This is a genomic window from Pseudomonas sp. 3HC3, from assembly GCF_044904505.1.
Classification (GTDB): domain Bacteria; phylum Pseudomonadota; class Gammaproteobacteria; order Pseudomonadales; family Pseudomonadaceae; genus Aquipseudomonas; species Aquipseudomonas putida_Y.
Genome location: NZ_JADDRH010000004.1, coordinates 142,508 through 166,203, shown reverse-complemented (window position 1 = coordinate 166,203; position 23,696 = coordinate 142,508). Strand labels below are relative to the sequence as shown.

At 60.5% G+C, this 23,696-nt stretch carries 21 protein-coding genes; 11 read left to right on the top strand and 10 right to left on the bottom strand.

What is annotated here, in order from left to right; all coding sequences use genetic code 11:
* Nucleotides 1-237 precede the first annotated feature (237 nt).
* Nucleotides 238-1,344, top strand: coding sequence for a GlxA family transcriptional regulator (locus INQ47_RS09695; protein ID WP_176683577.1), 1,107 nt, complete (start codon nt 238-240; stop codon nt 1,342-1,344).
* A 121-nt stretch (nt 1,345-1,465) separates the two neighbouring features.
* Here INQ47_RS09695 and INQ47_RS09690 read toward each other — a convergent pair whose 3' ends face one another.
* From INQ47_RS09690 to choX, 5 genes are all read right to left on the bottom strand, one after another.
* Nucleotides 1,466-1,723 carry a hypothetical protein gene (locus tag INQ47_RS09690; protein WP_021782639.1) on the bottom strand — a complete coding sequence of 86 codons (258 nt, stop codon included), beginning with the start codon at nt 1,721-1,723 and terminating at the stop codon, nt 1,466-1,468.
* Between the two features lie 810 nt (nt 1,724-2,533).
* Nucleotides 2,534-3,004: a thioesterase family protein gene (locus tag INQ47_RS09685; RefSeq protein WP_252461081.1), complete on the bottom strand. Its 471-nt coding sequence runs from the start codon at nt 3,002-3,004 to the stop codon at nt 2,534-2,536.
* Between the two features lie 10 nt (nt 3,005-3,014).
* Complete coding sequence (locus tag INQ47_RS09680) at nt 3,015-3,980, bottom strand: L-carnitine dehydrogenase (protein ID WP_252461082.1); 966 nt, start codon at nt 3,978-3,980, stop codon at nt 3,015-3,017.
* A 149-nt stretch (nt 3,981-4,129) separates the two neighbouring features.
* Nucleotides 4,130-5,014, bottom strand: coding sequence for a 3-keto-5-aminohexanoate cleavage protein (locus INQ47_RS09675; protein WP_252461083.1), 885 nt, complete (start codon nt 5,012-5,014; stop codon nt 4,130-4,132).
* Between the two features lie 123 nt (nt 5,015-5,137).
* On the bottom strand, nt 5,138-6,082 hold the full coding sequence (choX, locus tag INQ47_RS09670) for a choline ABC transporter substrate-binding protein (RefSeq protein ID WP_404701585.1): 945 nt from the start codon (nt 6,080-6,082) through the stop codon (nt 5,138-5,140).
* A 144-nt stretch (nt 6,083-6,226) separates the two neighbouring features.
* On the opposite strand from choX, the gene INQ47_RS09665 reads away from it, so the two are divergent.
* Nucleotides 6,227-7,174: a GlxA family transcriptional regulator gene (locus tag INQ47_RS09665; RefSeq protein ID WP_404701584.1), complete on the top strand. Its 948-nt coding sequence runs from the start codon at nt 6,227-6,229 to the stop codon at nt 7,172-7,174.
* A gap of 3 nt (nt 7,175-7,177) precedes the next feature.
* On the opposite strand, the gene INQ47_RS09660 is transcribed toward INQ47_RS09665, so the two are convergent.
* The 3 genes from INQ47_RS09660 to INQ47_RS09650 form a co-directional block, all read right to left on the bottom strand.
* Nucleotides 7,178-7,795, bottom strand: coding sequence for a hypothetical protein (locus INQ47_RS09660; protein WP_021782646.1), 618 nt, complete (start codon nt 7,793-7,795; stop codon nt 7,178-7,180).
* Between the two features lie 73 nt (nt 7,796-7,868).
* Entirely contained in the window at nt 7,869-8,561 is a 693-nt protein-coding gene (locus INQ47_RS09655; RefSeq protein WP_003255705.1) for a hypothetical protein, read from the bottom strand.
* 138 nt (nt 8,562-8,699) lie between these two features.
* On the bottom strand, nt 8,700-9,116 hold the full coding sequence (locus INQ47_RS09650) for a lysozyme inhibitor LprI family protein (RefSeq protein ID WP_404701583.1): 417 nt from the start codon (nt 9,114-9,116) through the stop codon (nt 8,700-8,702).
* Nucleotides 9,117-9,401: 285 nt separating this feature from the next.
* On the opposite strand from INQ47_RS09650, the gene INQ47_RS09645 reads away from it, so the two are divergent.
* From INQ47_RS09645 to INQ47_RS09620, 6 genes are all read left to right on the top strand, one after another.
* Nucleotides 9,402-10,379, top strand: coding sequence for a dipeptidase (locus tag INQ47_RS09645; RefSeq protein WP_209968655.1), 978 nt, complete (start codon nt 9,402-9,404; stop codon nt 10,377-10,379).
* 76 nt (nt 10,380-10,455) lie between these two features.
* Nucleotides 10,456-10,986, top strand: coding sequence for a DUF5943 domain-containing protein (locus INQ47_RS09640; RefSeq protein WP_003255698.1), 531 nt, complete (start codon nt 10,456-10,458; stop codon nt 10,984-10,986).
* Between the two features lie 15 nt (nt 10,987-11,001).
* On the top strand, nt 11,002-13,062 hold the full coding sequence (gene dgcA, locus INQ47_RS09635) for a dimethylglycine demethylation protein DgcA (protein ID WP_323600710.1): 2,061 nt from the start codon (nt 11,002-11,004) through the stop codon (nt 13,060-13,062).
* A 179-nt stretch (nt 13,063-13,241) separates the two neighbouring features.
* Nucleotides 13,242-15,194, top strand: coding sequence for a dimethylglycine demethylation protein DgcB (dgcB, locus tag INQ47_RS09630; RefSeq protein ID WP_021782649.1), 1,953 nt, complete (start codon nt 13,242-13,244; stop codon nt 15,192-15,194).
* Nucleotides 15,194-16,426: an electron transfer flavoprotein subunit alpha/FixB family protein gene (locus INQ47_RS09625; protein WP_404701582.1), complete on the top strand. Its 1,233-nt coding sequence runs from the start codon at nt 15,194-15,196 to the stop codon at nt 16,424-16,426. Before dgcB ends, INQ47_RS09625 begins: the two co-directional genes overlap by 1 nt.
* A 10-nt stretch (nt 16,427-16,436) precedes the next feature.
* Nucleotides 16,437-17,207, top strand: a complete 771-nt coding sequence (locus INQ47_RS09620; protein ID WP_252461089.1) for an electron transfer flavoprotein subunit beta — start codon at nt 16,437-16,439, stop codon at nt 17,205-17,207.
* A gap of 1,236 nt (nt 17,208-18,443) precedes the next feature.
* On the opposite strand, the gene gbcA is transcribed toward INQ47_RS09620, so the two are convergent.
* On the bottom strand, nt 18,444-19,736 hold the full coding sequence (gene gbcA / locus INQ47_RS09615) for a glycine-betaine demethylase subunit GbcA (RefSeq protein WP_112251420.1): 1,293 nt from the start codon (nt 19,734-19,736) through the stop codon (nt 18,444-18,446).
* A gap of 295 nt (nt 19,737-20,031) precedes the next feature.
* Here gbcA and gbcB point away from each other — a divergent pair, with 295 nt between their 5' ends.
* Nucleotides 20,032-21,132 (top strand): glycine-betaine demethylase subunit GbcB, encoded by a 1,101-nt coding sequence (gene gbcB / locus INQ47_RS09610; protein WP_176683566.1) that lies wholly within the window; start codon nt 20,032-20,034, stop codon nt 21,130-21,132.
* Nucleotides 21,133-21,240: 108 nt separating this feature from the next.
* On the opposite strand, the gene INQ47_RS09605 is transcribed toward gbcB, so the two are convergent.
* On the bottom strand, nt 21,241-22,866 hold the full coding sequence (locus tag INQ47_RS09605; protein ID WP_404701581.1) for a methyl-accepting chemotaxis protein: 1,626 nt from the start codon (nt 22,864-22,866) through the stop codon (nt 21,241-21,243).
* 265 nt (nt 22,867-23,131) lie between these two features.
* Here INQ47_RS09605 and INQ47_RS09600 point away from each other — a divergent pair, with 265 nt between their 5' ends.
* Together INQ47_RS09600 and INQ47_RS09595 are read left to right on the top strand one after the other, a co-directional pair.
* Nucleotides 23,132-23,362 (top strand): hypothetical protein, encoded by a 231-nt coding sequence (locus tag INQ47_RS09600; RefSeq protein ID WP_003255686.1) that lies wholly within the window; start codon nt 23,132-23,134, stop codon nt 23,360-23,362.
* Nucleotides 23,359-23,661, top strand: coding sequence for a cell division protein ZapA (locus INQ47_RS09595; RefSeq protein WP_003255684.1), 303 nt, complete (start codon nt 23,359-23,361; stop codon nt 23,659-23,661). The genes INQ47_RS09600 and INQ47_RS09595 overlap by 4 nt, the downstream gene beginning before the upstream one ends.
* Nucleotides 23,662-23,696: the final 35 nt, after the last annotated feature.

The window sequence follows — 23,696 nt, the reverse complement described above, 5'->3', positions numbered from 1 at the left end:
ACCGTTACAGGCAACGCGCTAGCTCGCCTGTTTTGGACGACTGGCCAACACGATGCAAGTACTTGAAATGCCCAATAAAGGCGTCGTTTTCAGGTTTTTTTGGATGGCCGTTCAAGTTTAGGCACGGCGTTTGCGTTGAGATTGGCAAGCCTACCCCCGGAAAATGACCGAGGGGTCATAACAAGAAGTAAGTGCCCGCCTGAGGCACACCCTGCATTTGTGTGAGGAGAAATCGCGATGACGTCGTACAACTCCGGGAATCCAACCCAGAACCGCACAACACCCCAGTCCATCGGGTTTCTTCTATTGGACAATTTCACCCTGATTTCCCTGGCATCGGCGGTCGAGCCGCTGCGCATGGCCAACCAGCTGTCTGGCCGTGAGCTGTATCGCTGGCACACGCTGACGGTCGATGGCGGTCAGGTGTGGGCCAGCGATGGTCTGCAAATCACACCGGATGCCGCAATCAGCAATGCTCCGCCCATCGATACCGTGATTGTCTGTGGGGGTGTTGGCATCCAGCGTTCCGTCACCCGTGAGCACGTCACCTGGTTGCAAGCCCAGGCCCGTCAGTCGCGCAGGTTGGGCGCCGTGTGCACCGGCAGTTGGGCGCTGGCCTGCGCTGGCCTGCTCGACGGCTTCGATTGCAGCGTGCACTGGGAATGCCTGGCCGCAATGCAGGAAGCCTTCCCGCGGGTGAACATGAGCACCCGTCTGTTCACCCTTGACCGCAACCGCTTCACCAGCTCCGGTGGCACCGCGCCGCTGGACATGATGCTGCACCTGATCAGCCGTGATCACGGCCGCGAGCTGTCGGCGGCGATCTCCGAGATGTTCGTCTACGAGCGTATTCGCAACGAGCAGGATCACCAGCGTGTGCCGCTCAAGCACATGCTTGGCACCAACCAGCCGAAGTTGCAGGAAATCGTCGCGCTGATGGAGGCCAATCTGGAGGAGCCGATCGACCTGGACGAACTGGCGGTGTATGTGTCGGTTTCGCGACGCCAGCTGGAGCGCCTGTTCCAGAAGTACCTGCACTGCTCGCCGTCGCGCTACTACCTGAAGTTGCGCCTGATCCGTGCGCGGCAGTTGCTGAAGCAGACGCCGATGTCGATCATCGAAGTGGCATCGGTGTGCGGCTTCGTGTCGACCCCGCACTTCTCCAAGTGCTATCGCGAGTACTTTGGCATTCCGCCGCGTGACGAGCGTGTGGGCTCCAACACCGCGCAGCAGGTGGCCATGATGCCGATTCCTCAGGCCATGACCCTGTCGCCGCACAGCGGGCCGATGGCGGCCCTGAGCCAGGCGCGCAACGAGTCGACATTTGCCAGTGTAAGGCTCTGATATCGAGTCGACTTTTTCACGGGACAAGCCCACCCCCACAGATCACCCGCTGAACTTGAGTCAGCGGGTGATCTGTGGGGGTGGGCTTGTCCCGTGAAGGGGCCGTTTTGGGGTAAATGAATTACGCGCGTTTGTTGAACTGCGCCAGCGCCGGCAACAGCTGCTTGTCGATGGCCTGGCGCACTGCCGGCAGGATCGTCGCACTACCGGTGTACATCTGCTCCACCATCCCCTTCAGCGCTCGCGCATTGGGCTCGTTCAGTCCACGAACCACCGCTTCACAAGCCTGTTCGGCACTGGCCCCGGCAGGAATATCGAAACCGCGCGCGCGCAAATGGCCGGCGAGGTCGTCCTGATCAATCAAATCCGCATGCATCATGGCTGTTGTCCCTTTTATCGCTAAGAGAGTGCTGCTGTGATTTACGACCGATTCTGTGACGTGCGCGACAGCCTCGCAAGGACAGAATGTCGCCATGGCTGCTTTGGCTAAGAACAGGTCGTTTACGACTAAATCCCCTACCAGGCAAGCACGCACACTGAAGCCATTCACGGTACAGAGGGTTTGGTCACCCTCGCTCACGCACAGTGGATGTTGCTCGCTCTTGGCCCCGGTAGCTCACGGCTTTCCGGGGTTATTTTTTTGCAACTTTTATTTATATTGGTTTTTGGGAATCGATGTCCGTGGACGTGTAAGGCTCCGATATCTGGAGCATGGACATGGACCGGAAAAATTAAAGTTTTGCTTGTTAGGTGCTGTGTTTATTTTTTGTAGGGTGTACAGCCTCGGAGCATTCGAATTATCTCGAAGGTTTAGCCGGCACGCTATTTCAGATTAAACCTGATCAGCGCCGTGAAGCACTTGAAAGTGCTAGCAAGGATAATGATGTCGATCCCGTGTGGGCTGAGGTAAAGACTTCGACAGTGGATTACCCCGAGCAAGTTATGTCCGTCAACATTTTTACAAGGTAAAGAGTTGTTAGGCGGGAAATAACTTCTCTGGGGGGCATAACCACGGATGTACATTCTGGCGGTGGTAAACCAGAAGTGTTCAGATTTACAAGAAGACTGACCGGGCCAATATATAGAGCGTTCGCTATGGTTGTCCGCTTCTGTACTGTCTGATTGTTGCGAGTGAAGGCGCCAGGGTGCTTCGTATCTATGGAGACCTTGGCGCCGGCTCCCTGGTCATTCAAGAAGGAAGCTTTAAGGTGCGGCCGATGTATTGCGGCGCCGGCGCCCCCTCCTGTTGCTCTACCAAGTGGTTCAATTGGTAAACAGTGGTGTGCCCAAAAGGCGCTGACTGCGGCCCCGCCAGGTCCACGTGCAGTAACATCTGCTCGCTCGCCGCCAGGACCTCGTCGAACCCTGCCCGGTGCAGGCTGTGATACACGTGAAGACGCTTGTGGTCGAACCCGATGATCTGCGTTTGCACCCACACCTCAGTATCCAGCTTCACCTCGTGCAGATAATTGATATGCGCCTCCAGCGTGAACAGCGAATTACCGCTTTGCCCGCGGCTATCGGCGTCCAGGCCGATGCGCTCCATCAGGGCATCGGTCGCGTAGCTGAAGATCAGCAGGTAGAAGGCATCCCGCAGGTGGCCGTTGTAATCGACCCAGTCCTCCTGGACCGTGGTGCGGTAGGTGATCAGAGCGGGCATCGTGGCCTCCTTAATCGCTGAATGACAGGCCGTGGCTGGCCTTGCTGGTTTTCACCGCTTCGAGCACCGCCAACAAGGTATCGTCACGGTAGCGTTCCAGTGCAGCGATACTGCGCTCGCCCTGTTGCTCAGAGGTGCCGCTCACCACATCGTCGATCAGCTTGTCGGTCAGTTCCGGTGCTGGCAAGTACGTCCAGGGCAGCTTCAGGGCAGGGCCGAACTGTGACATGAAGTGGCGCATGCCGGCATCGCCACCGGCCAGGGTATAGGTCAGAAACGTGCCCATGAACGACCAGCGCAAGCCTGCGCCGAAGCGAATCGCGTCGTCGATTTCGCCCGTGGTGGCAACGCCGTCGTTGACCAGGTGCAGGGCCTCGCGCCAGAGGGCTTCGAGCAGGCGGTCGGCGATGAAGCCTGGCACTTCCTTGCGCACATGCAGCGGGCGCATGCCGAGTGCGGTGTAGATGGTTTTGGCAGCTTCAATGGCCTCGGGTGAGGTGCGGCTGCCGCCGACGATCTCGACCAGCGGCAGCAGGTACACCGGGTTGAACGGGTGGCCGACAACGCAGCGCTCAGGGTGAGTGGACGACTCGTAGAACTCGCTGGGCAGCAGGCCCGAAGTGCTTGAACCGATGATTGCGTCAGGCTTGGCTGCGGCGCTGATTTTGGCGTGCAGGTCGAGCTTGAGGTCCAGGCGCTCTGGTGCGCTTTCCTGGATGAAATCGGCGTTGCGCACGCATTCCTCGATGGTTGCCACGAACTTCAGGCGGTCTTGCGATGCGCCAGGGGCCAGGCCTTGCTTTTCCAGTGCCGGCCAGGCGTTGGCGACACGTTTGCGCAGTGCCTGTTCGGCGCCGGGCGCCGGGTCCCAGGCCACCACGTCCAGGCCATGGGCCAGAGCGCGTGCGACCCAGCCGCTGCCGATCACGCCGCTACCCAGGGCGGCGAAGGTTCTGATTTCAGTGATAAAGGGCATAGCTAGTCCTCAGGGTAAAACACAGTCATCAGGGTTAATGCCTAACCCTGTGGGAGCGGGCATGCCCGCGAACACCGGCGCGGCCGGTGCCATCCATCGCGTTGCCCGCTCCCACAGGGTCTTCGGCGCATTTGCGATCGTTGAAAGGATCAGCGGCGCTTGAGGTTCATTTTTTCCCGGCCTTCTGCCGGGCTGAGCACGCGGCCACCCATGCGGGTGATGATCTCGCTTGCGCGTTCCACCAGTTGGCCATTGCTGGCCAGCACGCCACGGTCCAGATACAAGTTGTCTTCCAGGCCAACCCGCACATTGCCGCCGAGCAACACGGCCTGCGCGGCCATGGGCATCTGCATGCGGCCGATGCCGAAGCCGGCCCAGGTGACGTTGGCAGGCAGGTTGTCGACCATGGCCTTCATGGTGGTGGTGTCAGCCGGTGCGCCCCACGGGATGCCCAGGCACAGCTGGAACAACGGGTCTTCGAGCAGGCCTTCCTTGATCATTTGCTTGGCGAACCACAGGTGGCCGGTGTCGAAGATTTCCAGCTCGGCCTTCACACCCAGTTCGGTAATGCGCTTGGCGCCGGCGCGCAGTTGGGCCGGGGTGGACACGTAGATCGAGTTGCCGTCACCGAAGTTGAGGGTGCCGCAATCGAGGGTGCAGATTTCCGGCAACAGTGCTTCGACATGGGCCAGGCGCTCCAGCGGGCCGATCAGGTCGGTGCCCGGGCCGAACGCCAGCGGCGTTTCACCCGGGCCGATTTCCAGGTCGCCGCCCATACCTGCGGTGAGGTTGACGATGATGTCCACGTCGGCTTCGCGGATACGCTCCATGACTTCACGGTACAGCGCCACATCGCGGCTGAAACGGCCGGTCTGCGGGTCGCGGACGTGGCAGTGGACCACGGTGGCACCTGCTTTGGCGGCTTCCACGGCGGCTTCGGCGATCTGCTTGGGGGTAACCGGGACCAGGTGGCTTTTCGAGGCGGTGTCGCCTGCGCCGGTAAGGGCGCAGGTGATGATGACGTCGTGGTTCATGGTGCAGTTCCTTGTGATGTCGGTGTTGGCTTTTTCGCGGGCATGCCCGCTCCCACAGGATCAATGTGATCCCGAGTGTGGCGCTGTACCTGTGGGAGCGGGCGTGCCCGCGAAAGGGCCCTGTCAGTTGGCGGTAAGCTTGAGGTTGTCCGCGGCCGGCTTGCCATCGAAGGTGGTCACACCCTCAAGCCAGCGGGCCTTGTCCTCTGGGTGGTCCTTGAGCCACTGGCGGGCTGATTCCAGCGCGTCCTTGTGGTCGAGCAGTGGCTGCATCATGCGGCTCTCGTCCTCGGCGCTGAACTTCAGGTTGGCCAGCAGGCGGTGGGCATTGGGGCAGCGTTCGGCGTAGTCCGGCGCCGTCACCGTCCACACCGTCGCACGGCCTTCGTCAGGGCCAAGCGCATCCTGGCTGTCACCCAGGTAGGCCATGTCGATGTTCACGTTCATCGGGTGCGGCGCCCAACCGAAGAACACCACGGCCTCCTTGCGCCGCACCGCGCGGTCGACGGCGGCGAGCATGCCGGCCTCGCTGGACTCGACCAGCTGGAACTTGCCCAGGTCGAACTGGTTCTTGGTGATCATTGCCTTGATCTGGGTGTTGGCGCCGGAACCCGGTTCAATGCCATAGATCTTGCCGCCCAGCTCTTTCTCGAACTTGTGGATGTCGGCGAAGGTCTTCAGGCCCTTGTCGTAGAGGTATTTCGGCACGGCCAAGGTGGCGCGCGCGTCTTCCAGGCTTGGCTTGTCCAGCACTTTGACCTGGTTGGCATCGATGAACGGGGTAATGGTCTGAGTCATGATCGGGTTCCAGTAACCCAGGAACATGTCCAGGCGTTTGTCGCGGATGCCGGCGAAGATGATCTGTTGCGAGGCACTGGTCTGTTTGGTCTGGTACCCCAGGCCGTCGAGCAGTACCTGGGCCATGGCGCTGGTGGCAATGACGTCGGTCCAGTTGACCACACCAAGGCGCACGTTTTTGCACGCGGCGGGCTCGGCGGCGAAAAGCGGGGTGGCAACGATGCTGCTCAGGGCAAGGGACAACAGGCTGCGGCGGATCAAGCTTTGCATGGTGGCTCTCCATCGGCAGTGCATATTGTTATTGAGGGCGGCCTCTGCGGACCGTGTGAATACGCTACGCTGGCGCTACCTTGCCCAAGCGCACGCTAGCGACAGGAATTAGCACCTGGGCGACCAGTTTCTGTGGAGGAGGGGATGATGGAGACGATAGCCTTTCTGTTGGTGCCCGGGTTTTCCGCCATGGGGTTCATTTCGGCGGTGGAGCCACTGCGGGTGGCCAATCGTTTTGGTGGGCAGTTGTACCGGTGGCAGGTGCTAAGCCTGGATGGTGAGGCGGTGCTGGCGAGCAATGGCATGTCGATCAATGCCGATGCCGCCTTGGGGGAGGGGGAGCCGGCCAACATCCTGCTGGTGGTTGCGGGCTTCGAGCCACTGGCCAATGTCGCACCCAAACTGCTGCATGCGCTGCGCCGGCTCAACCACGAAGCTGTCATGCTCGGTGGTATCGACACGGGCGCGATGGTGCTGGCCGAGGCAGGGCTGCTCGAGGGCTACCGGGCGACATTGCATTGGGAGGCGCTTGAGGCATTCAAGGAACGCTATCCAGGCCTTCAAGCCACCCAGGAACTGTTCGAGATTGACCGCAGCCGCATCACCTGTGCCGGCGGAACGGCCTCGATCGATTTGATGCTGCACCTGATTGCCCAGTCTCACGGCAGCGAACTGGCGGTCAAGGTGTCCGAGCAGTTCGTGCTGGGTCGTATCCGTCAGCGCCAGGACCACCAGCGCATGCAGATCGGTGCGCGTTATGGCATCAGCAACAAGAAGCTGATCCATGCCATTGGCGAAATGGAAAAGCACATCGAGCCACCACTGAGCACGCTGGATCTGGCTGCCGCGATCAAGGTGACAAGGCGTCAACTGGAGCGTTTGTTTCGCATGCACCTTGATGCAACACCGAGCAGTTTCTATCTCGCGTTACGGCTGGACAAGGCGCGGCAGCTGCTGGCCCAGACTGACATGTCGGTGACTGAAGTCAGCCTTGCCTGTGGGTTTGAACTGCCATCGTATTTCACGCGGCGCTACAAGCTCAGGTTTGGAAGGTGCCCGCGGGAGGAGCGTCGGCCTGGGGGTACAAAGTGAGCTTCAATCCAGCTCGCGCTCGAGAATCGCCCTCAGTTTTTCACGATTCCTTGCTTGCAGATCCTTGCGAAGCGAGGCAAAACCCGCTGCATTGAAGCGTGCACCCAGATGGTCGAATATCAGGTTCAACTTTCTGGTGGGCTCGACCGGGTCGGTAATGCAGTAGGTGTAAAACAGGATCGCCACCGGAACCTGATCCCCTTCATGGTCCATTTCGATGCTTAGATGTGAAGAGGCGTTCATTACGGTGAAAGTATGCGTACCTGCCGACTGCAGAGCGGCTTGAACATTTTCTTCAAGGCTCTTGAACCAAGGCCCTTTCTCGCGGGGCGGGGGTAGATAGCCACTGTACACATCGCTCAATGCAAGCAGGTGCGGCTCATACACAATGGTTTTATGTGTATGTTCGAACAGGGTGAATTTCAATGATTGCAAGGTGGCGAGAGCGACAGCGAACCATTGCTGAGGCTGGGTCTCCATCGAGTATTTTTCATTGGCCATTGCTTGTGAATAACGCAGGCATAGCTGCAAATCTTCCCATGTCTCGAGTGTCAGCCAGGGCGCAGGCTTGATTCTTAGCCGCTCCTCGAATATTCGGGTGTCCAGGCTTGTATCGCCCATGTGGCATTGTTCCTCGATGGATGCATATGACCAGAACCGGGTACCAGCGCGCACTGGTACCCGGCCTCGCTAATCAGATAGCGAGAAACGCGGCGATGTCGCCTTTGATCTTCTCGTTCACAAGATCACGTGCAGCGTCGAAGTGACGAACGCTGAACGTGCCCTGCTGCGACGCGCGATAGACGCGGGTAGAGGTTTTGTCGACCTTGCGGGTCAGGGCGCCTTCACGCTCGACTTTCGAGTCGTAGCTGGCCTGGAAGCTGGTCATGTGCATCGCCGGCAGGCCTTGTGGCGTCATTTCGCACTGGGCGACCACGAAGTTGCTCGATTTGCCGGATTCGCTGTGGCTGTGCTTTTCCAGATGCGCCTTGACTTCGGGTTTCTGCACGACAATTTGCAGAACACGCCTGGCGCAGGCTGCGCGACGAGGGTCCGCGGAGACACTGATGGTGACGGACTTGGTGATCAGCTCTGCCAAGGTCAGGTTGTCCTCATCAATGGCATCTTCGGCATGTGCAGCACCTGTCATGGTCCAGCCGAACTTGATCAGGCCATCGTTGTAGAAGTTGTACCACTCGCGCTGCTGGGTTTCCTTGTCGAACTTCTTGTTGGCCAGTTCGGTCATCAAACGCATGCCGGCCAGGATGTCTTCTGCAATGTTGGCAGGGACATTGTCAGCGAAGACGCAGATGGTCTGGCCGGTAGCGGCTACGCGCTCTTGACCCTCTTTGCGGATTTTTTCCATTTCAACTTTGATGTCAGCCACTTTGTAATTCCTTGATAGTTGTGAGTTCCAAGACACACATGGTGAGCACGTGGTCTGAGGGCACTATTGAGTAATTACGCAGGGGACATCAGCGGCATGTTGTTCCTCTGGAGTTGATCGTTCACTCGCGCGTACTGATCAATCTTCGGGTGCCAGCTCGTCACTGTTTTGCAGGCCCAGGCTGCGCAAGTACTCCGCTCGCTCATCGCTGTGCTGTGCAATGCAGCTGTTCCAGGCGATCTGGTAGGCCTTGCTGCCTGGTTGTTCAGCATGGGTTTCGACCTTGCAGTCTGCATCGCGCAGTTGGCTCCAGACTTGCTCGGCTGCCTCTAATCGCGACATCAGGCCAGTCTCGTCGCCAAACTGATCACGCATGCGCGCGACCAGGTCGTCGTAGGCCGACTGCAGCTCACGCTCGGCGATCTGCTTGTTGAATGCTGCGCAGGCGAAGGTCTGCTGGTCGGTCTCCACATTGTCGCAAGGTGTGCTTTCTTCCTCGCCGGCCTGGGCCCCGCTCACGATGGCCAGCAGCACCAGCCATGCCATTGATTTCATCCGCTTTCTCCTCAACAGGCTGTCGAATCGCAGGGATTCTCGCTCAGCCTGAGGCCAGGTGGTAGCTCCCTGACCAAATGTTCATGCAGCGGTCGCAAATGGCGTTATCGAGACTGCCTCTCATCGCCGAAAGACGCGCCAGACGTGCTCATGTCGCGCATTGACGCTTTCGGCAAACCCCCTGTCGTTTTTGCACCGGGGCGCCTCGGGGCACAGGCATATGCTGGCCTCAAAGCGCCGGCAGAAGGTTTGGCGCGACCCAACTCTATAAAAGGGGACAGCCTGATGAGCCCAGCCGAATTACACTCCGACAGCATCGTCATTGATGGCCTGATCATCGCCAAATGGAACCGCGAGCTGTTCGAAGACATGCGCAAAGGCGGCCTCACTGCTGCCAACTGCACGGTGTCGGTCTGGGAAGGGTTCAAGGCTACCGTCGACAACATTGCGTCCAGCCAGAAACTGATCCGCGACAACAGCGACCTGGTGATGCCGGTGCGCACCACCGCCGACATCCGCAAGGCCAAGGAGTTGGGCAAGACCGGCATCCTCTTCGGCTTCCAGAACGCCCATGCGTTCGAGGACCAGATCGCTTATGTGGACGTGTTCAAGCAGCTGGGCGTGGGCATCGTGCAGATGTGCTACAACACCCAGAACCTGGTTGGCACCGGCTGCTACGAGCGTGACGGCGGGCTGTCCGGCTTCGGCCGCGAGATCGTTGCCGAGATGAACCGTGTCGGCATCATGTGCGACCTGTCCCATGTTGGCTCCAAGACTTCCGAAGAAGTCATCCTCGAATCGAAAAAGCCGGTGTGCTACTCGCACTGCCTGCCCTCGGGCCTGAAAGAGCACCCGCGCAACAAGTCGGACGAAGAGCTGAAGTTCATCGCCGATCACGGCGGTTTCGTTGGCGTCACCATGTTCGCGCCGTTCCTGGCCAAAGGCATTGACTCGACTATCGATGACTACGCCGAAGCCATCGAGTACACCATGAATATCGTCGGTGAAGACGCCATCGGTATCGGTACCGACTTCACCCAGGGTCACGGCCAGGACTTCTTCGAATACCTGACCCATGACAAGGGCTACGCCCGCCGTCTGACCAACTTCGGCAAGATCATCAACCCACTGGGAATTCGCACCGTCGGCGAATTCCCCAACCTCACCGAGACCTTGCTCAAGCGCGGCCACTCCGAGCGTGTGGTACGCAAGATCATGGGCGAGAACTGGGTAAACGTCCTCAAGGATGTCTGGGGCGAGTAAGCCGCTCTCCAAGCCTGATAGCCCCTGCCAGCAACGCCGGGGCACCCACAAAAAATTTTTATGGAGTTGAGTTTCCATGGCCAAAATCGCCCCGCAATTGCCAATCGAAGTCGACAGCGAGACCGGTGTCTGGACCAGCGACGCCTTGCCGATGCTGTATGTGCCTCGGCATTTCTTCGTCAATAACCATATGGGCATCGAGGAAGTGCTGGGTGCCGACGCCTATGCCGAAATCCTCTACAAGGCTGGCTACAAGTCCGCCTGGCACTGGTGTGAAAAAGAGGCCGAGTGCCATGGTCTGGAAGGCGTAGCGGTGTTCGAGCACTACATGAAGCGTCTGAGCCAGCGTGGCTGGGGCCTGTTCGAGATTCAGGATATCGACCTGGATAAAGGTACCTGCAGCGTCAAGCTCAAGCACTCTGCGTTCGTGTACGTCTATGGCAAGTGCGGCCGCAAGGTCGACTACATGTTCACCGGCTGGTTCGCTGGCGCGATGGACCAGATTCTCGCTGCCCGCGGCAGCAAGATCCGCACCGTGGCCGAACAGGTCTATGGTGGGTCGGAAGAAGGCCACGAAGATGGCCTGTTCGTTACAAAGCCGTTGTAAGCCGGAGATAGCGTCATGGCATTCGAAGCAATGTTCCAGCCGATCCAGATCGGCAAACTGACCATCCGCAACCGTGTGCTCAGCACCGCGCACGCCGAGGTCTACGCCACTGACGGCGGCATGACGACCGACCGCTATGTGAAGTACTACGAAGAGAAGGCCAAGGGTGGCATCGGCCTGGCCATCTGTGGCGGCTCGTCGGTGGTGGCCATCGACAGCCCGCAGGAGTGGTGGGCATCGGTCAACTTGTCGACCGACCGCATCATCCCGCACTTCCAGAACCTTGCCGACGCCATGCACAAGCATGGCGCCAAGATCATGATCCAGATTACCCACATGGGCCGTCGCTCGCGTTGGGACGGCTTCAACTGGCCGACGCTGATGTCGCCATCGGGCATTCGCGAACCTGTGCACCGCGCCACCTGCAAAACCATCGAGGTGGAAGAGATCTGGCGGGTAATCGGCAACTACGCGCAGGCTGCGCGTCGCGCCAAAGAGGGTGGCCTGGACGGCGTGGAATTGTCGGCGGTGCACCAGCACATGATCGACCAGTTCTGGAGCCCGCGGGTCAACAAGCGTACCGACGAATGGGGCGGCACCTTTGAAGGCCGCATGAAATTTGGCCTGGAAGTACTGAAAGCCGTACGCGCCGAAGTGGGTGACGACTTCTGCGTGGGCATGCGTATCTGTGGTGACGAGTTCCACCCCGATGGCCTCAGCCACGAGGACATGAAGCAGATCGCCGCCTACTACGACGCCACCGGCATGCTCGACTTCATCGGCGTGGTCGGCTCGGGTTGCGATACTCACAACACCCTGGCCAACGTCATCCCCAACATGAGCTACCCGCCGGAGCCGTTCCTGCACCTGGCGGCCGGTATCAAGGAAGTGGTCAAGGTCCCGGTACTGCACGCGCAGAACATCAAAGACCCGAACCAGGCCACGCGCATCCTTGAAGGCGGCTACGTGGACATGGTCGGCATGACCCGTGCGCACATTGCAGACCCGCACCTGATCGCCAAGATCAAGATGGGCCAGATCGACCAGATCAAGCAGTGCGTCGGTGCCAACTACTGCATCGACCGCCAGTACCAGGGCCTGGATGTGCTGTGCATCCAGAACGCCGCGACCTCCCGTGAATACATGGGTGTGCCGCACATCATCGAGAAGACCACCGGCGTCAAGCGCAAGGTGGTGGTGGTTGGTGCCGGCCCTGCCGGTATGGAGGCGGCCCGCGTGGCTGCCGAACGCGGCCACGACGTGACCCTGTTCGAGAAGAGGGACCAGATCGGCGGGCAGATCACCATCGCCGCCAAGGCCCCGCAGCGTGACCAGATTGCCGGTATCACCCGCTGGTACCAGCTTGAACTGGCTCGCCTGAAAGTCGACTTGCGCCTGGGCACTGCCGCTGATGTGGCCGCCATTCAGGACCTGCGCCCGGACGTCATCGTGCTGGCGGTAGGTGGGCACTCGTTCCTGGAGCAGAACGAGCACTGGGGCGCCGCTGAAGGGCTGGTGGTCAGCAGCTGGGATGTGCTCGATGGCAAGGTCGCGCCGGGCAAGAACGTGCTGGTGTACGACACCATCTGCGAATTCACCGGTATGTCGGTGGCCGACTTCATCGCCGACAAAGGCAGCCAGGTCGAGATCGTTACCGACGACATCAAGCCAGGCGTGGCCATGGGTGGTACCACTTTCCCCACCTACTACCGCAGCATGTACCCCAAAGAAGTGATCATGACCGGCGACATGATGCTGGAAAAGGTCTACCGCGAAGGCGACAAGCTGGTGGCGGTACTGGAGAACGAATACACCGGCGCCAAGGAAGAGCGCGTGGTCGATCAGGTAGTGGTCGAGAACGGCGTGCGCCCTGACGAAGAGCTGTACTACGCGCTCAAGGAAGGTTCGCGCAACAAGGGTCAGATCGACGTGGAGGCGCTGTTCGCCATCAAGCCACAGCCGATCCTGAGCCAGCCGGGCGAAGGCTACCTGCTGTACCGCATCGGCGACTGTGTGGCCCAGCGCAACGTGCATGCGGCGATCTACGACGCCTTGCGCCTCTGCAAGGACTTCTGATCGTTAACAGTCGCCGCCATCGGGCGCGATCCCTGTAGGAGCGGGTTCACCCGCGAATGCGTCAGCACTGACAACACTGTTGCCTGACCGGATGCATTCGCGGGTGGACCCGCTCCTACATGGGGCCAGTCTCGCCCTCTGGTCGGCGCAAGAATCCAGCTGTTTGTGGGGAGTCTCCCATGTTGAACACCCTTCTACCCATCCTGCTGTTCGCTGCCCTTGGCCTGGCAGTGCTCGGTGCCTTGCGCCGGGTGCGCATGTGGCGCCGTGGCCGGCCGTCCAAGGTCAACCTGATCGGCGGCCTGCTGGCCATGCCGCGTCGCTACCTGGTGGACCTGCACCACGTGGTTGAGCGCGACAAATACATGTCCAAGACCCACGTGGCTACTGCGGGCGGCTTTGTGCTGTCTGCCGCCCTGGCCATTCTGGTGCATGGTTTTGGCCTGCAGAGCAAGATCCTCGGCTACGCACTGCTGGTTGCCACGGTGATCATGTTCACCGGTGCCATCTTTGTCTTCAAACGCCGCCTCAACCCGCCCTCTCGCCTGTCCAAGGGCCCGTGGATGCGCCTGCCGAAGAGTTTGCTGGCATTCGCCGTGAGCTTCTTCATTGCCACCCTGCCGGTCGCCGGTATCCTGCCGGCCAACACCGGTGGCTGGGTGATGGTCGCCATTCTGGGCCTGGGCGTGCTGTGGGGTGTGTCGGAGCTGTTCTTTGGCATGACCTGGGGCGGCCCGATGAAGCACGCCTTCGCCGGTGCCTTGCACCTGGCCTGGCACCGCCGTGCCGATCGCTTCGGCGGCGGCCGCTCCACCGGCTTAAAGCCGCTGGATCTGGAAGACCCGAACGCCCCTCTGGGGGTGGAAAAACCGGTGGACTTCACCTGGAACCAGCTGCTTGGCTTTGATGCCTGCGTGCAGTGCGGTAAATGTGAAGCCATGTGCCCGGCCTTTGCCGCTGGCCAGCCGCTGAACCCGAAAAAACTCATCCAGGACATGGTTATCGGCCTTGCCGGTGGCACTGACGCGCAATTCGCCGGCAGCCCGTACCCTGGCAAACCGATCGGCGAACACGGCGGCAATCCGCACCAGCCGATCGTCAATGGCCTGGTCGACGCCGAAACGCTGTGGTCCTGCACCACCTGCCGTGCCTGCGTCGAAGAGTGCCCGATGATGATCGAGCACGTCGATGCCATCGTCGACATGCGCCGCCACCTCACCCTGGAAAAGGGCGCTACCCCGAACAAGGGCGCCGAGGTGCTGGACAACCTGATCGCTACCGACAACCCCGGCGGCTTCGCCCCTGGCGGGCGCATGAACTGGGCTGCCGACCTTAACCTGCAACTGCTGTCTGAAGTCAAAGCGACCGAAGTGTTGTTCTGGGTTGGCGATGGTGCCTTCGACATGCGTAACCAGCGCACTTTGCGTTCGTTTGTCAAAGTGTTGAAAGCCTCGGGCGTGGACTTCGCCGTACTCGGCCTGGAAGAGCGCGACAGCGGCGACGTGGCGCGTCGCCTGGGCGATGAGGCTACCTTCCAGCAACTGGCCAAACGCAACATCCAGACCTTGGCCAAGTACAAGTTCCAGCGCATCGTCACCTGCGATCCGCACAGCTTCCATGTGCTGAAGAACGAATACGGCGCCTTGGGCGGTGATTACCAGGTGCAGCACCACAGCACCTACATCGCCGAACTGATCGCGGCCAAGAAGCTCAACCTCGGCCAGCACAAGGGCGGCAGCGTCACCTACCACGATCCGTGCTACCTGGGCCGCTACAACGGCGAGTACGAAGCCCCGCGCGAAGTGCTCAAGGCGCTGGGGATCGAGGTGCGCGAGATGCAGCGCTCGGGCTTCCGTTCCCGTTGCTGCGGTGGTGGTGGCGGTGCGCCGATCACTGACATCCCTGGCAAGCAGCGTATTCCCGATATGCGCATGGACGACATCCGTGAGACCGAGGCCGAGCTGGTAGCTGTGGGTTGCCCACAGTGCACCGCCATGCTTGAAGGCGTGGTCGAACCGCGCCCGCAGATCAAGGACTTGGCTGAACTGGTAGCCGACGTGCTGATCGAGGAGGACGGCTCCACTGTCCCAAAGCCGCAAACGGCTAAACGTGAACCTGCGGAGGTGCACTGATGAGCGACATTATCCGCCGCGACCCACGCGCCGAGTGGATCGCCCGTAACCGTCTGCACCCGCTGCATGCCGCGATGCAGACGCAACAGACCAGCTGGATGGGGCCTAACGGCATTATCCGCAAAAACCCGCATGCGATTGCCGCAGGCTTTGTCGGCCCGGCCGGCATCAAGCGTATCGACCGCAGCGGCGCCCAGCAGGGTACCGGTGCGGGTGGGCGACGCACGACGGCGGTCGAGGTCAAGTTGCCACTGCACCAGGTGCCGGAGCCGGCGTTCTACATTGCCGTCGTGCCGGACATGGTTGGTGGCCGCCTGAGCAGCCACGACCGCGACCTGCTCGGCCTGGCCCACAGCCTGGCCGGCAGCGACGGGGCAGTGTTGGCAGTGGTGTTCAACGAGCACAAGGAAAGCAACTTTTCCACAGCCGGTGTCGACCGCCTGCTGGTTATCGAAGGCGAGGCCTTTGAAGGTTATGCACCGGAGCAACTGGTGCAAGGCCTGCGGACTGTGGATAACCAGTTCACGCCGCGCCACTGGTTGCTGCCCGACAGCCGCACCGGTGGCGGTGAACTTGGTCGGCGCCTGGGCGCAGCGCTGGGTGAGCGCCCGGCAACGCGGGTATGGCAGGTCAAGGACGGCCAGTGCATTGGCCGCGCCGGTGCCGGCCAGCAAGACCTGCAACGCGCCGTGCCGCGCCTGATCCTGGCGGCAGCCGAGTGCGCCGAGCCGGTCAGCGAGACTCGTCACGAAGCGCTGCCGGTGGAGTTGTCCACAAGTGTGGTGCGCAGCCTGCCGCGCATCGAAGACCTTGGCTCGGTGGCCGTCGACCCGGCCACCATTGCCATGGCTGAAGCCGAGTTCATCGTCTCGGGCGGCAACGGTGTCAAGGACTGGGACCTGTACCACAAGGCCACCGCAGCCCTCGGCGCTACCGAAGGTGCCTCGCGGGTGGCAGTGGACGACGGCTTCATGCCGCGTAACCGCCAAGTGGGGGCTACCGGCACCTGGGTTACCGCGCGTGTCTACGTGGCTGTGGGTATCTCGGGTGCGATCCAGCACCTGCAGGGTATCGGTGCCTGCGACAAGGTGGTGGCGATCAACATGGATCCGGGCTGCGACATGATCAAACGGGCTGACCTGTCGGTGATTGGCGACAGCTCGGCGATTCTCAAGGCGTTGATCGAGGCTGTGGAAAACTTCCGCAGCGGCGGCCAACGCGACGCGGCATAAGGGCACGAGCATGAGTACGAAAGTGATCAGCCTGGTTTCCATTGGTGCCCACCCCAGCTCCGGCCGCGCCCGCCGCGCCGAGCAGGATGCCCGCGCCGTGGAGCTGGGTTTGCAGCTGGCTGGGGATAACTTGCAGGTGGTGCATGCTGGCGATCCACAGGAAGAGGCATTGCGCGCTTACCTGGGCATGGGCCTGGACCACCTCGACGTGCTGGAGCAACCGGCCGGTGCCGATGTGCTGGGCGTGCTGGGTGATTATCTGCGTGACGCCGGTGCCCAGCTGGTGCTGACCGGCAGCCAGGCCGAGACCGGCGAGGGTTCGGGCATGTTGCCGTTCCTGCTGGCCGAAAAACTCGGCTGGCCACTGATTGTCGGGTTGGCCGAAGTGGAATCGATCGACAACGGCACCGCCCAGGTCCTGCAGGCTTTGCCGCGTGGTCAGCGGCGTCGGCTGAAGGTGCGCCTGCCGTTGCTGGCGACTGTGGATAACGCTGCGCCCAAACCGCGCCAGAGCGCTTTTGGGCCTGCGCGCCGGGGGGTATTGGCAGCGCGTAATGTGGCCATCATCGAAGATGAACTGTTGGCCGAAGCCGAGCTGCAACCGGCCCGCCCACGGCCCAAGCGCCTGAAGGTGATCAAGGCCAAGAGCGGTGCCGACCGCATGAAGGCAGCAACCGCCAAGGCCAGTGGCGGTGGTGGCAAGGTGCTGAAGGACGTTTCGCCGCAGGAAGGCGCTGAGGCCATCCTCAAGCTGTTGGTGGAAGAGGGTGTCCTGCGCTGAGCAGGGCTAGAGGTCTCTTTATGGGAGCGTTCCGGCAAGGCCGCTCCCTCATTCAATACTCAGCATTGACCGAGCGCTTTTGCCCACCGAATCTGTTCGCCAAGGTGTGGATAAAGTGTTTGTGCATGTCTACAGGCCTTTTGTGACGGGCTCTCCAGGTTTTTGATCAAAAAACGTCCAGGCACTCTTCCAGTCTTTGCATACGCGTATGTCAGCATTTTCCTGATTTTGCCCACAATCGCTGTTAGCCGGTCTGTGGATAATCTGTTCGCTTACGGCTGCAGGCTGCGTAGTTAAAGGTGTTGATAGATTTGTTCAAAAAATGATCAATCCCGTTTGAGTCCTGCTCGATCCCTGATAATCAGGACTTTGAACCGCTTATCCACAACCCGGTTCCACACAATTCATCGGTTGCTCACAAAGTCTGTTGGTGTCTCTGTGGACAAGGTGTATGAACCCCGCTGTAGCCCAGTGCTAATGCGGGCTTGGTCAATATGATCAAATAATGATCAGCGCCCTGCCTGGCATTGTTGCCAGTCCGCAAAACTCCAACCAGCCATTATCGTGCCCACAGGGCTTCATGTTTGTGGGTAACTCATGGCGTCAGTTTGCGGCCCCCGTGCTTATGCGCCTTACGGCGTCATCACGCAGCTCTGGCTCCTGGGCTGGCTTTTTGTGGACAGTATCAGGATCCAGTGACTTCACGAGGCTTGGGGATGGCGTCGAATGCGCTGACCTTGGGGTAAAACTTCCTGGGACCTTCGCCTACCGATCGTCTGGGGCTTAACGCTGCGCGAATGAGTACATTTGGCTCACTCTTGAGCTTGGGAAGCGCTGCGGCGCAATTTGCAGGAGTGGAGGGTGCAATTTTTGGGGCGAACGCCGGGGCGATGATAAGCCTGACGGCACTGGCGCACGCGCTATCAACGCTGCACTTGGCCCAAGAAGCAGTCCTCTGAAGGCAGGTCAGGAAAAATTTCGATTTATTGACAGGCGGAGTTCCGGCTGAGGTTGCTCCGGAAATTGCTTTGGAAGGCGTACAGAGCTCACTTCAGCGTGGTCTGCCGGTGCGGCAATCTGTAGTCAATCGTCCTGCTCAGGAAGTGGGCCGAGCAATAGAGAGGACTTCGGATTCATGGGCTTTTCAGAACGATACAATGATGCTTAGACAACGACGACCTTCGAGGTGAATTGGAGGGGCCATGTTTCAGCCCCTCCACACCTAAGTACAGTCGCTTACTGCGCCTGCACTTCTTTCAGATAAGCCGCCGGCTCTGCCCCCAGGTTGTTCAGGACGCGCTGGCTGTACCAGTCAATGAAGTTCACCACACCAAACTCGTAAGTCTTCGAGTAAGGGCCAGGCTGGTACGCCGTGGAGTTGATACCACGCTGGTTCTCTTCCGCCAGACGACGGTCCTGGTCGTTGGTGGCGTCCCACACCTTGCGCATGTTCTCGGGGTTGTAGTCCACGCCTTCCACAGCATCCTTGTGCACCAGCCACTTGGTGGTGACCATGGTTTCCTGCGCACTGATCGGCCACACGGTGAACACGATCATGTGGTCGCCCATGCAGTGGTTCCACGAGTGCGGCAGGTGCAGGATGCGCATCGAGCCAAGGTCCGGGTTCTTGATGCGACCCATCAGCTTCTGGCAGGCCTGCTTGCCGTCCATGGTCATCGACACAGTGCCCTTGAGCAGCGGCATGCGCACGATACGGTTACGCAGGCCGTGGCTCTTGTGCAGGTAAGGGATCTTCTCGGCTTCCCAGGCTGCAGCGGAGGCGGCCACGTGGTCCTTGAATTCCTGGCTGGCGCGCGGGTCGTTGGTATCGTCCCACTCCAGCAGGGTTTGCAGCAGTTCCGGGTGCGAACCGTTGCAGTGGTAGCACTCGCGGTTGTTTTCCAGCACCAGCTTCCAGTTGGCCTTTTCCATCAAGGTGGTTTGCACCGCCACCTTGGTGTTCTCCATGTCGTACGGTTCCATGTAATGGTCCAGGGTGGCCAGGAACTCGTCGATGGCAGGCGGGTTTTCCGCCAGGCTGATGAAGATGTAGCCGCCTGCAACCTTCACGTTCACGGGCTTGAGGCCATACTGGTTCATATCGAAGTCAGCACCCATCTCGGTGCCGGCGAACAGCAGGCGGCCGTCCAGCTCGTAAGTCCACTGGTGATATGGGCACACCAGTTTGGCCACCTTGCCTTTCTCGCTGACGCACAGGCGCGAACCGCGGTGGCGGCAGACGTTGTGGAACGCATGTACCTTGCCTTCGGCACCGCGCACTACAATGATCGGGTTCTTGCCGATCTGCAGGGTGATGTAGTTGCCCTTGGCCGGGATCTCGCAGGTCATGCCGGCGATCAACCATTCTTTATGGAAGATTTCCTGCATGTCGATCTGGAACAGACGCTCGTCGGTGTAGAAAGGCTGGGGTAGCGAGTAGGTGCGCTCGCGGGTCTGCAACATCTCGGCGGTGGCCTTGCGTGCAGGTTCAAGTGGATCGCCCAGGCTCAGGGTTGCGGTGACGTCCATCGTGTATTCCTCGGGGCCGTATGCGGCCGGCAAAAGGTGGCTAATCGTTGTTGTGGTGCCGCAAGGCTGTTTCAGACAAAACAGCGAGTTCTTTTGCCGTGGAGTGTGCGTCCGAAGACGGCGCGAACCGTATCCATGGGCGACATGGCCGATTTGAATAACGACGCGCTAGCCCTTGTGCCACGGGGCTGGTCGCGATAAGCACGTCGATGTCGCAGGCAGGAATGTACGTCGTCTTCAGCTTGCGCATTATCGCAGCCATGAAAAGGGCCATAGTCGGCCGCTGGAGATGAACATGTCCGATACCTTCCTCAATCCGGTCACTACCCAGACCTGGGCCAACGGCCGCCACATCGTGCGCTGCGTCAAGGTCATCCAGGAGACCTGGGACGTGCGCACCTTCTGCTTCATGGCCGACCAGCCGATCATGTTCTTCTTCAAACCGGGGCAGTTCGTCACCCTGGAGCTGGAGATCGAAGGCAAGCCCGTGATGCGGTCCTACACCATCTCCAGTTCGCCGTCAGTGCCCTACAGCTTCTCGATCACCGTCAAGCGTGTGCCGGGCGGCCTGGTCTCCAACTTCCTGCACGACACCATGCACGAGGGCCTCGAGCTGCCGGTGCACGGCCCTGTGGGCCTGTTCAACGCCATCGACTTCCCGTCGAGCAAGGTGCTGTACCTGTCGGGCGGTGTGGGTATTACCCCGGTGATGTCGATGGCGCGCTGGTTCTACGACACCAACGCCAATGTCGACATGGTGTTCGTGCACAGCGCCCGTTCGCCGAAGGACATCATCTACCACCGCGAGCTGGAGCAGATGGCTTCGCGCATCCCTAACTTCAGCCTGCACATCATTTGCGAAAAGCATGGCCTGGGCGAGCCGTGGGCAGGTTACCGCGGTTACCTGAACCAGCGGCTGATGGAGCTGATCGCGCCGGACTACATGGAGCGCGTGGTGTTCTGCTGCGGCCCGACGCCGTACATGACAGCGGTCAAGCGCCTGCTCGAAGCGGTCGGCTTCGACATGGCGAATTACCATGAGGAATCGTTCGGCGCGACGCCGGCGGAAGCCAAGGCCGATGCCGTGGAGCACGCCGAGCAGGCGGCCGATGCACCGGAACTGGACGTTTCCGACCTCAATCTGGTGGAGTTCATCGGCAGCGAGAAGAGCATCCGCATCGCCCCGGGCGAGACCGTGCATGCGGCGGCAGCCAAGGTTGGCCTGATGATCCCGAAAGCCTGCGGCATGGGTATCTGTGGCACCTGCAAGGTGCTCAAGCTGGGCGGCGAGGTGGAGATGGAGCACAACGGCGGGATTACCGAAGAGGACGAAGCCGAGGGCTACATCCTGTCGTGCTGCAGCGTGCCGAAAGGGGATGTGCGGATCGATTACTGATCCAGTGGCCAGTCTGGATTCTTCGCGGGCACGCCCGCTCCCACAGGGTCATCGCTATCTTCAGGACTGCGGTGAACCTTGTGGGAGCGGGCGTGCCCGCGAATGCTTCTAGGTGCGGAACCGTGCTACCAGGCCATTGAGGTCTACCGCCAGGCGCGACAGCTCGGCACTCGCCGCGCTGGTCTGATGTGCCCCGGTAGCACTCTGCACCGACAGGTCATTGATGTTGACCAGGTTACGGTCCACCTCTCGGGCCACTTGCGCCTGCTCTTCCGCTGCGCTGGCGATCACCAGGTTGCGCTCGTTGATCTGCGCCACCGCGCCGGCGATGGTGTCCAGTGCCATGCCCGCGCCACGGGCGATGTTCAGTGTCGACTCCGCACGCTCAGTGCTGGTGCGCATCGATTCTACCGCCTCTTCCGTACCGCCCTGGATGCTGCCGATCATGCGCTCGATTTCGCTGGTCGACTGTTGGGTACGGTGAGCCAGTGCCCGCACCTCATCCGCCACCACGGCAAAACCACGGCCCGCTTCACCGGCGCGCGCCGCTTCGATGGCTGCGTTGAGCGCCAGCAGGTTGGTCTGGTCGGCCAGGCCACGGATCACGTCGAGCACCTTACCAATGTCGCGCGACTGCTCGGCCAGGTGGGTGATCAGCTTGGCGGTAGCCTGTACATCACCGCTCATGCGCTCGATCGCTCCCACGGTCTCCATCACCAGGTCACGACCATCACCGGTAGAGCGGCTGGCTTCACTGGACGCTTCTGAGGTGCTCACGGCATTGCGCGCCACTTCTTCCACTGCGCTGGTCATTTCGGTGACTGCAGTGGCGGCCTGTTCAATCTCATTGTTCTGCTGCTGCAGGCCACGGGCACTTTCGTCGGTGACGGCATTCAACTCTTCTGCCGCCGAGGCCAGCTGGGTGGCGGAGCCGGCGATCTGCTGCAAGGTGTCGCGCAGCTTGTCCTGCATGCGCGCCATGGCGCGCAACAGCCGGGCGGCTTCGTCGGTGCCCTCTGCGCGGATGACGTGGGTCAGGTCGCCGTCGGCGACTTGTTCGGCGCTTTTGAGGGCTTCTTCGATCGGCTTGACGATGCTGCGGGTCAGCAGGAAGGCGCAGGCGAAGGTCAGTACGGTGGCGGCAACCAGCAGGCCGATTACCAGTGCGAAAGCGCCGGCATACTGGCTGGCGGCTTTCTCGTTGGTGGCTCGAGTCTGATCAGTGTTGATGCGTACCAAGGTGTCCATGACCTTGTTGATCTGCTCGGAGTTGGCCAGCAGGTCGCGGTTGAGCAGGTCACGCAATTCATCCAGGCGGTCGGCCTGGCTCAGTGTGCGCATGCGCGATTCCAGCTGGCGGTACTGGTTGAGCAGCTGACCGTACTGGTCGAATGCTGCCTGTTCGTCGGCGGCGACGATCATTGGGAGGTAGGCCTGGCGTGCTCGGTCGATCTGGCTGTTGCGCTGGTCCAGAAGATTGAGGGTATCGCGTTGGGTTGCCGGCTCGCGGTTGAGCAGCAGGCGATAGGAAAGCGTGCGCATGCGCAGGTTCAGCGCGGTGAGTTCGTCGAGGATCTTGATGCTGGGCACGCTGACTTGCTCGATGGCAACGCCCGCCTGGCGGATGTTGCCCATCTGCACCAGGGAGAAGATACCAAGGCCGAGCATCAGCAGGCCGATGAGCGCGAAGCCGAGAAGCGCGCGCGGGGCGATATTCATGTTGCGTAGGGACATGGAGAGGAGGATCCAGGCAAGTGGGGAAAGAGCGACAAAACATGACTTGCCGGGCTATCGGTCGTGACTGGCCAGTCTTGAATGCGTCCGGGGAAAATTGTGCAACCGCTGACCTTTTCCTGACCGGCGGTTGATCCAGGTCGGAACAAGGGGTCGATTACCCTGTCAATCTGCGGTCAGACACCTTATGAATCCGATATTTAATGGCGATAGGGCGCACTTTTCTTTATCGTGTGTGCCCCTCGCAACAACCTGAGATAGACCCATGCTGGAAGCTTCCCTGAATCAAATCGAGCAACTGGTCAGCGACCTGATGCAGAAAAACGCTCAACTCATCGAGCAGAACACCGCCCTTGGCCAGGAACTGGCCCAGGCCAAGGAAGAGAACGAAACCCTGCAGCTGTCTCTGATGGAGCAGGAAGAGAAGAACGGCGCTACCGCAGCACGCATCCAGGCCCTGGTCGAGCGCGCCAGCGCGGGCGTTGTGGGCGCATGAGACTGCAGGAGCAGCCGATCAATGTCGTGTCGATTCTCGGCATCGACTATTCGATCAAGGCGCCCGAAGGCCAGGAAGAAACCCTGGCCCAGGCGGTACGGATGCTCAACAAAGCCCTTAACGAGACCAAGCGTCAGTACCCGACCTTGATCGGTGACAAACTGCTGGTGCTGGCTGCTCTTAACCTGTGCTCCAAACAGGTTGAACTGCAGAAAGAGCATCAGCAGACCCTTGCGCGTACTCAAGCGCAGATCGATGCCACGGTGGATGCCATCGTGCGTACCATCGCTGAGCAATAAGATCCTGCACCACCCCTTGTAGGAGCGGGTTCACC

Excerpts from the sequence above, each read along its gene's own strand:
- INQ47_RS09695 (WP_176683577.1), top strand. The coding sequence starts at position 238 with ATGACGTCGTACAACTCCGGGAATCCAACCCAGAACCGCACAACACCC.
- INQ47_RS09690 (WP_021782639.1), bottom strand. The coding sequence starts at position 1,723 with ATGATGCATGCGGATTTGATTGATCAGGACGACCTCGCCGGCCATTTG.
- INQ47_RS09685 (WP_252461081.1), bottom strand. The coding sequence starts at position 3,004 with ATGCCCGCTCTGATCACCTACCGCACCACGGTCCAGGAGGACTGGGTC.
- INQ47_RS09680 (WP_252461082.1), bottom strand. The coding sequence starts at position 3,980 with ATGCCCTTTATCACTGAAATCAGAACCTTCGCCGCCCTGGGTAGCGGC.
- INQ47_RS09675 (WP_252461083.1), bottom strand. The coding sequence starts at position 5,014 with ATGAACCACGACGTCATCATCACCTGCGCCCTTACCGGCGCAGGCGAC.
- choX (WP_404701585.1), bottom strand. The coding sequence starts at position 6,082 with ATGCAAAGCTTGATCCGCCGCAGCCTGTTGTCCCTTGCCCTGAGCAGC.
- INQ47_RS09665 (WP_404701584.1), top strand. The coding sequence starts at position 6,227 with ATGATGGAGACGATAGCCTTTCTGTTGGTGCCCGGGTTTTCCGCCATG.
- INQ47_RS09660 (WP_021782646.1), bottom strand. The coding sequence starts at position 7,795 with ATGGGCGATACAAGCCTGGACACCCGAATATTCGAGGAGCGGCTAAGA.
- INQ47_RS09650 (WP_404701583.1), bottom strand. The coding sequence starts at position 9,116 with ATGAAATCAATGGCATGGCTGGTGCTGCTGGCCATCGTGAGCGGGGCC.
- INQ47_RS09645 (WP_209968655.1), top strand. The coding sequence starts at position 9,402 with ATGAGCCCAGCCGAATTACACTCCGACAGCATCGTCATTGATGGCCTG.
- INQ47_RS09640 (WP_003255698.1), top strand. The coding sequence starts at position 10,456 with ATGGCCAAAATCGCCCCGCAATTGCCAATCGAAGTCGACAGCGAGACC.
- dgcA (WP_323600710.1), top strand. The coding sequence starts at position 11,002 with ATGGCATTCGAAGCAATGTTCCAGCCGATCCAGATCGGCAAACTGACC.
- dgcB (WP_021782649.1), top strand. The coding sequence starts at position 13,242 with ATGTTGAACACCCTTCTACCCATCCTGCTGTTCGCTGCCCTTGGCCTG.
- INQ47_RS09625 (WP_404701582.1), top strand. The coding sequence starts at position 15,194 with ATGAGCGACATTATCCGCCGCGACCCACGCGCCGAGTGGATCGCCCGT.
- INQ47_RS09620 (WP_252461089.1), top strand. The coding sequence starts at position 16,437 with ATGAGTACGAAAGTGATCAGCCTGGTTTCCATTGGTGCCCACCCCAGC.
- gbcA (WP_112251420.1), bottom strand. The coding sequence starts at position 19,736 with ATGGACGTCACCGCAACCCTGAGCCTGGGCGATCCACTTGAACCTGCA.
- gbcB (WP_176683566.1), top strand. The coding sequence starts at position 20,032 with ATGTCCGATACCTTCCTCAATCCGGTCACTACCCAGACCTGGGCCAAC.
- INQ47_RS09605 (WP_404701581.1), bottom strand. The coding sequence starts at position 22,866 with ATGTCCCTACGCAACATGAATATCGCCCCGCGCGCGCTTCTCGGCTTC.
- INQ47_RS09600 (WP_003255686.1), top strand. The coding sequence starts at position 23,132 with ATGCTGGAAGCTTCCCTGAATCAAATCGAGCAACTGGTCAGCGACCTG.
- INQ47_RS09595 (WP_003255684.1), top strand. The coding sequence starts at position 23,359 with ATGAGACTGCAGGAGCAGCCGATCAATGTCGTGTCGATTCTCGGCATC.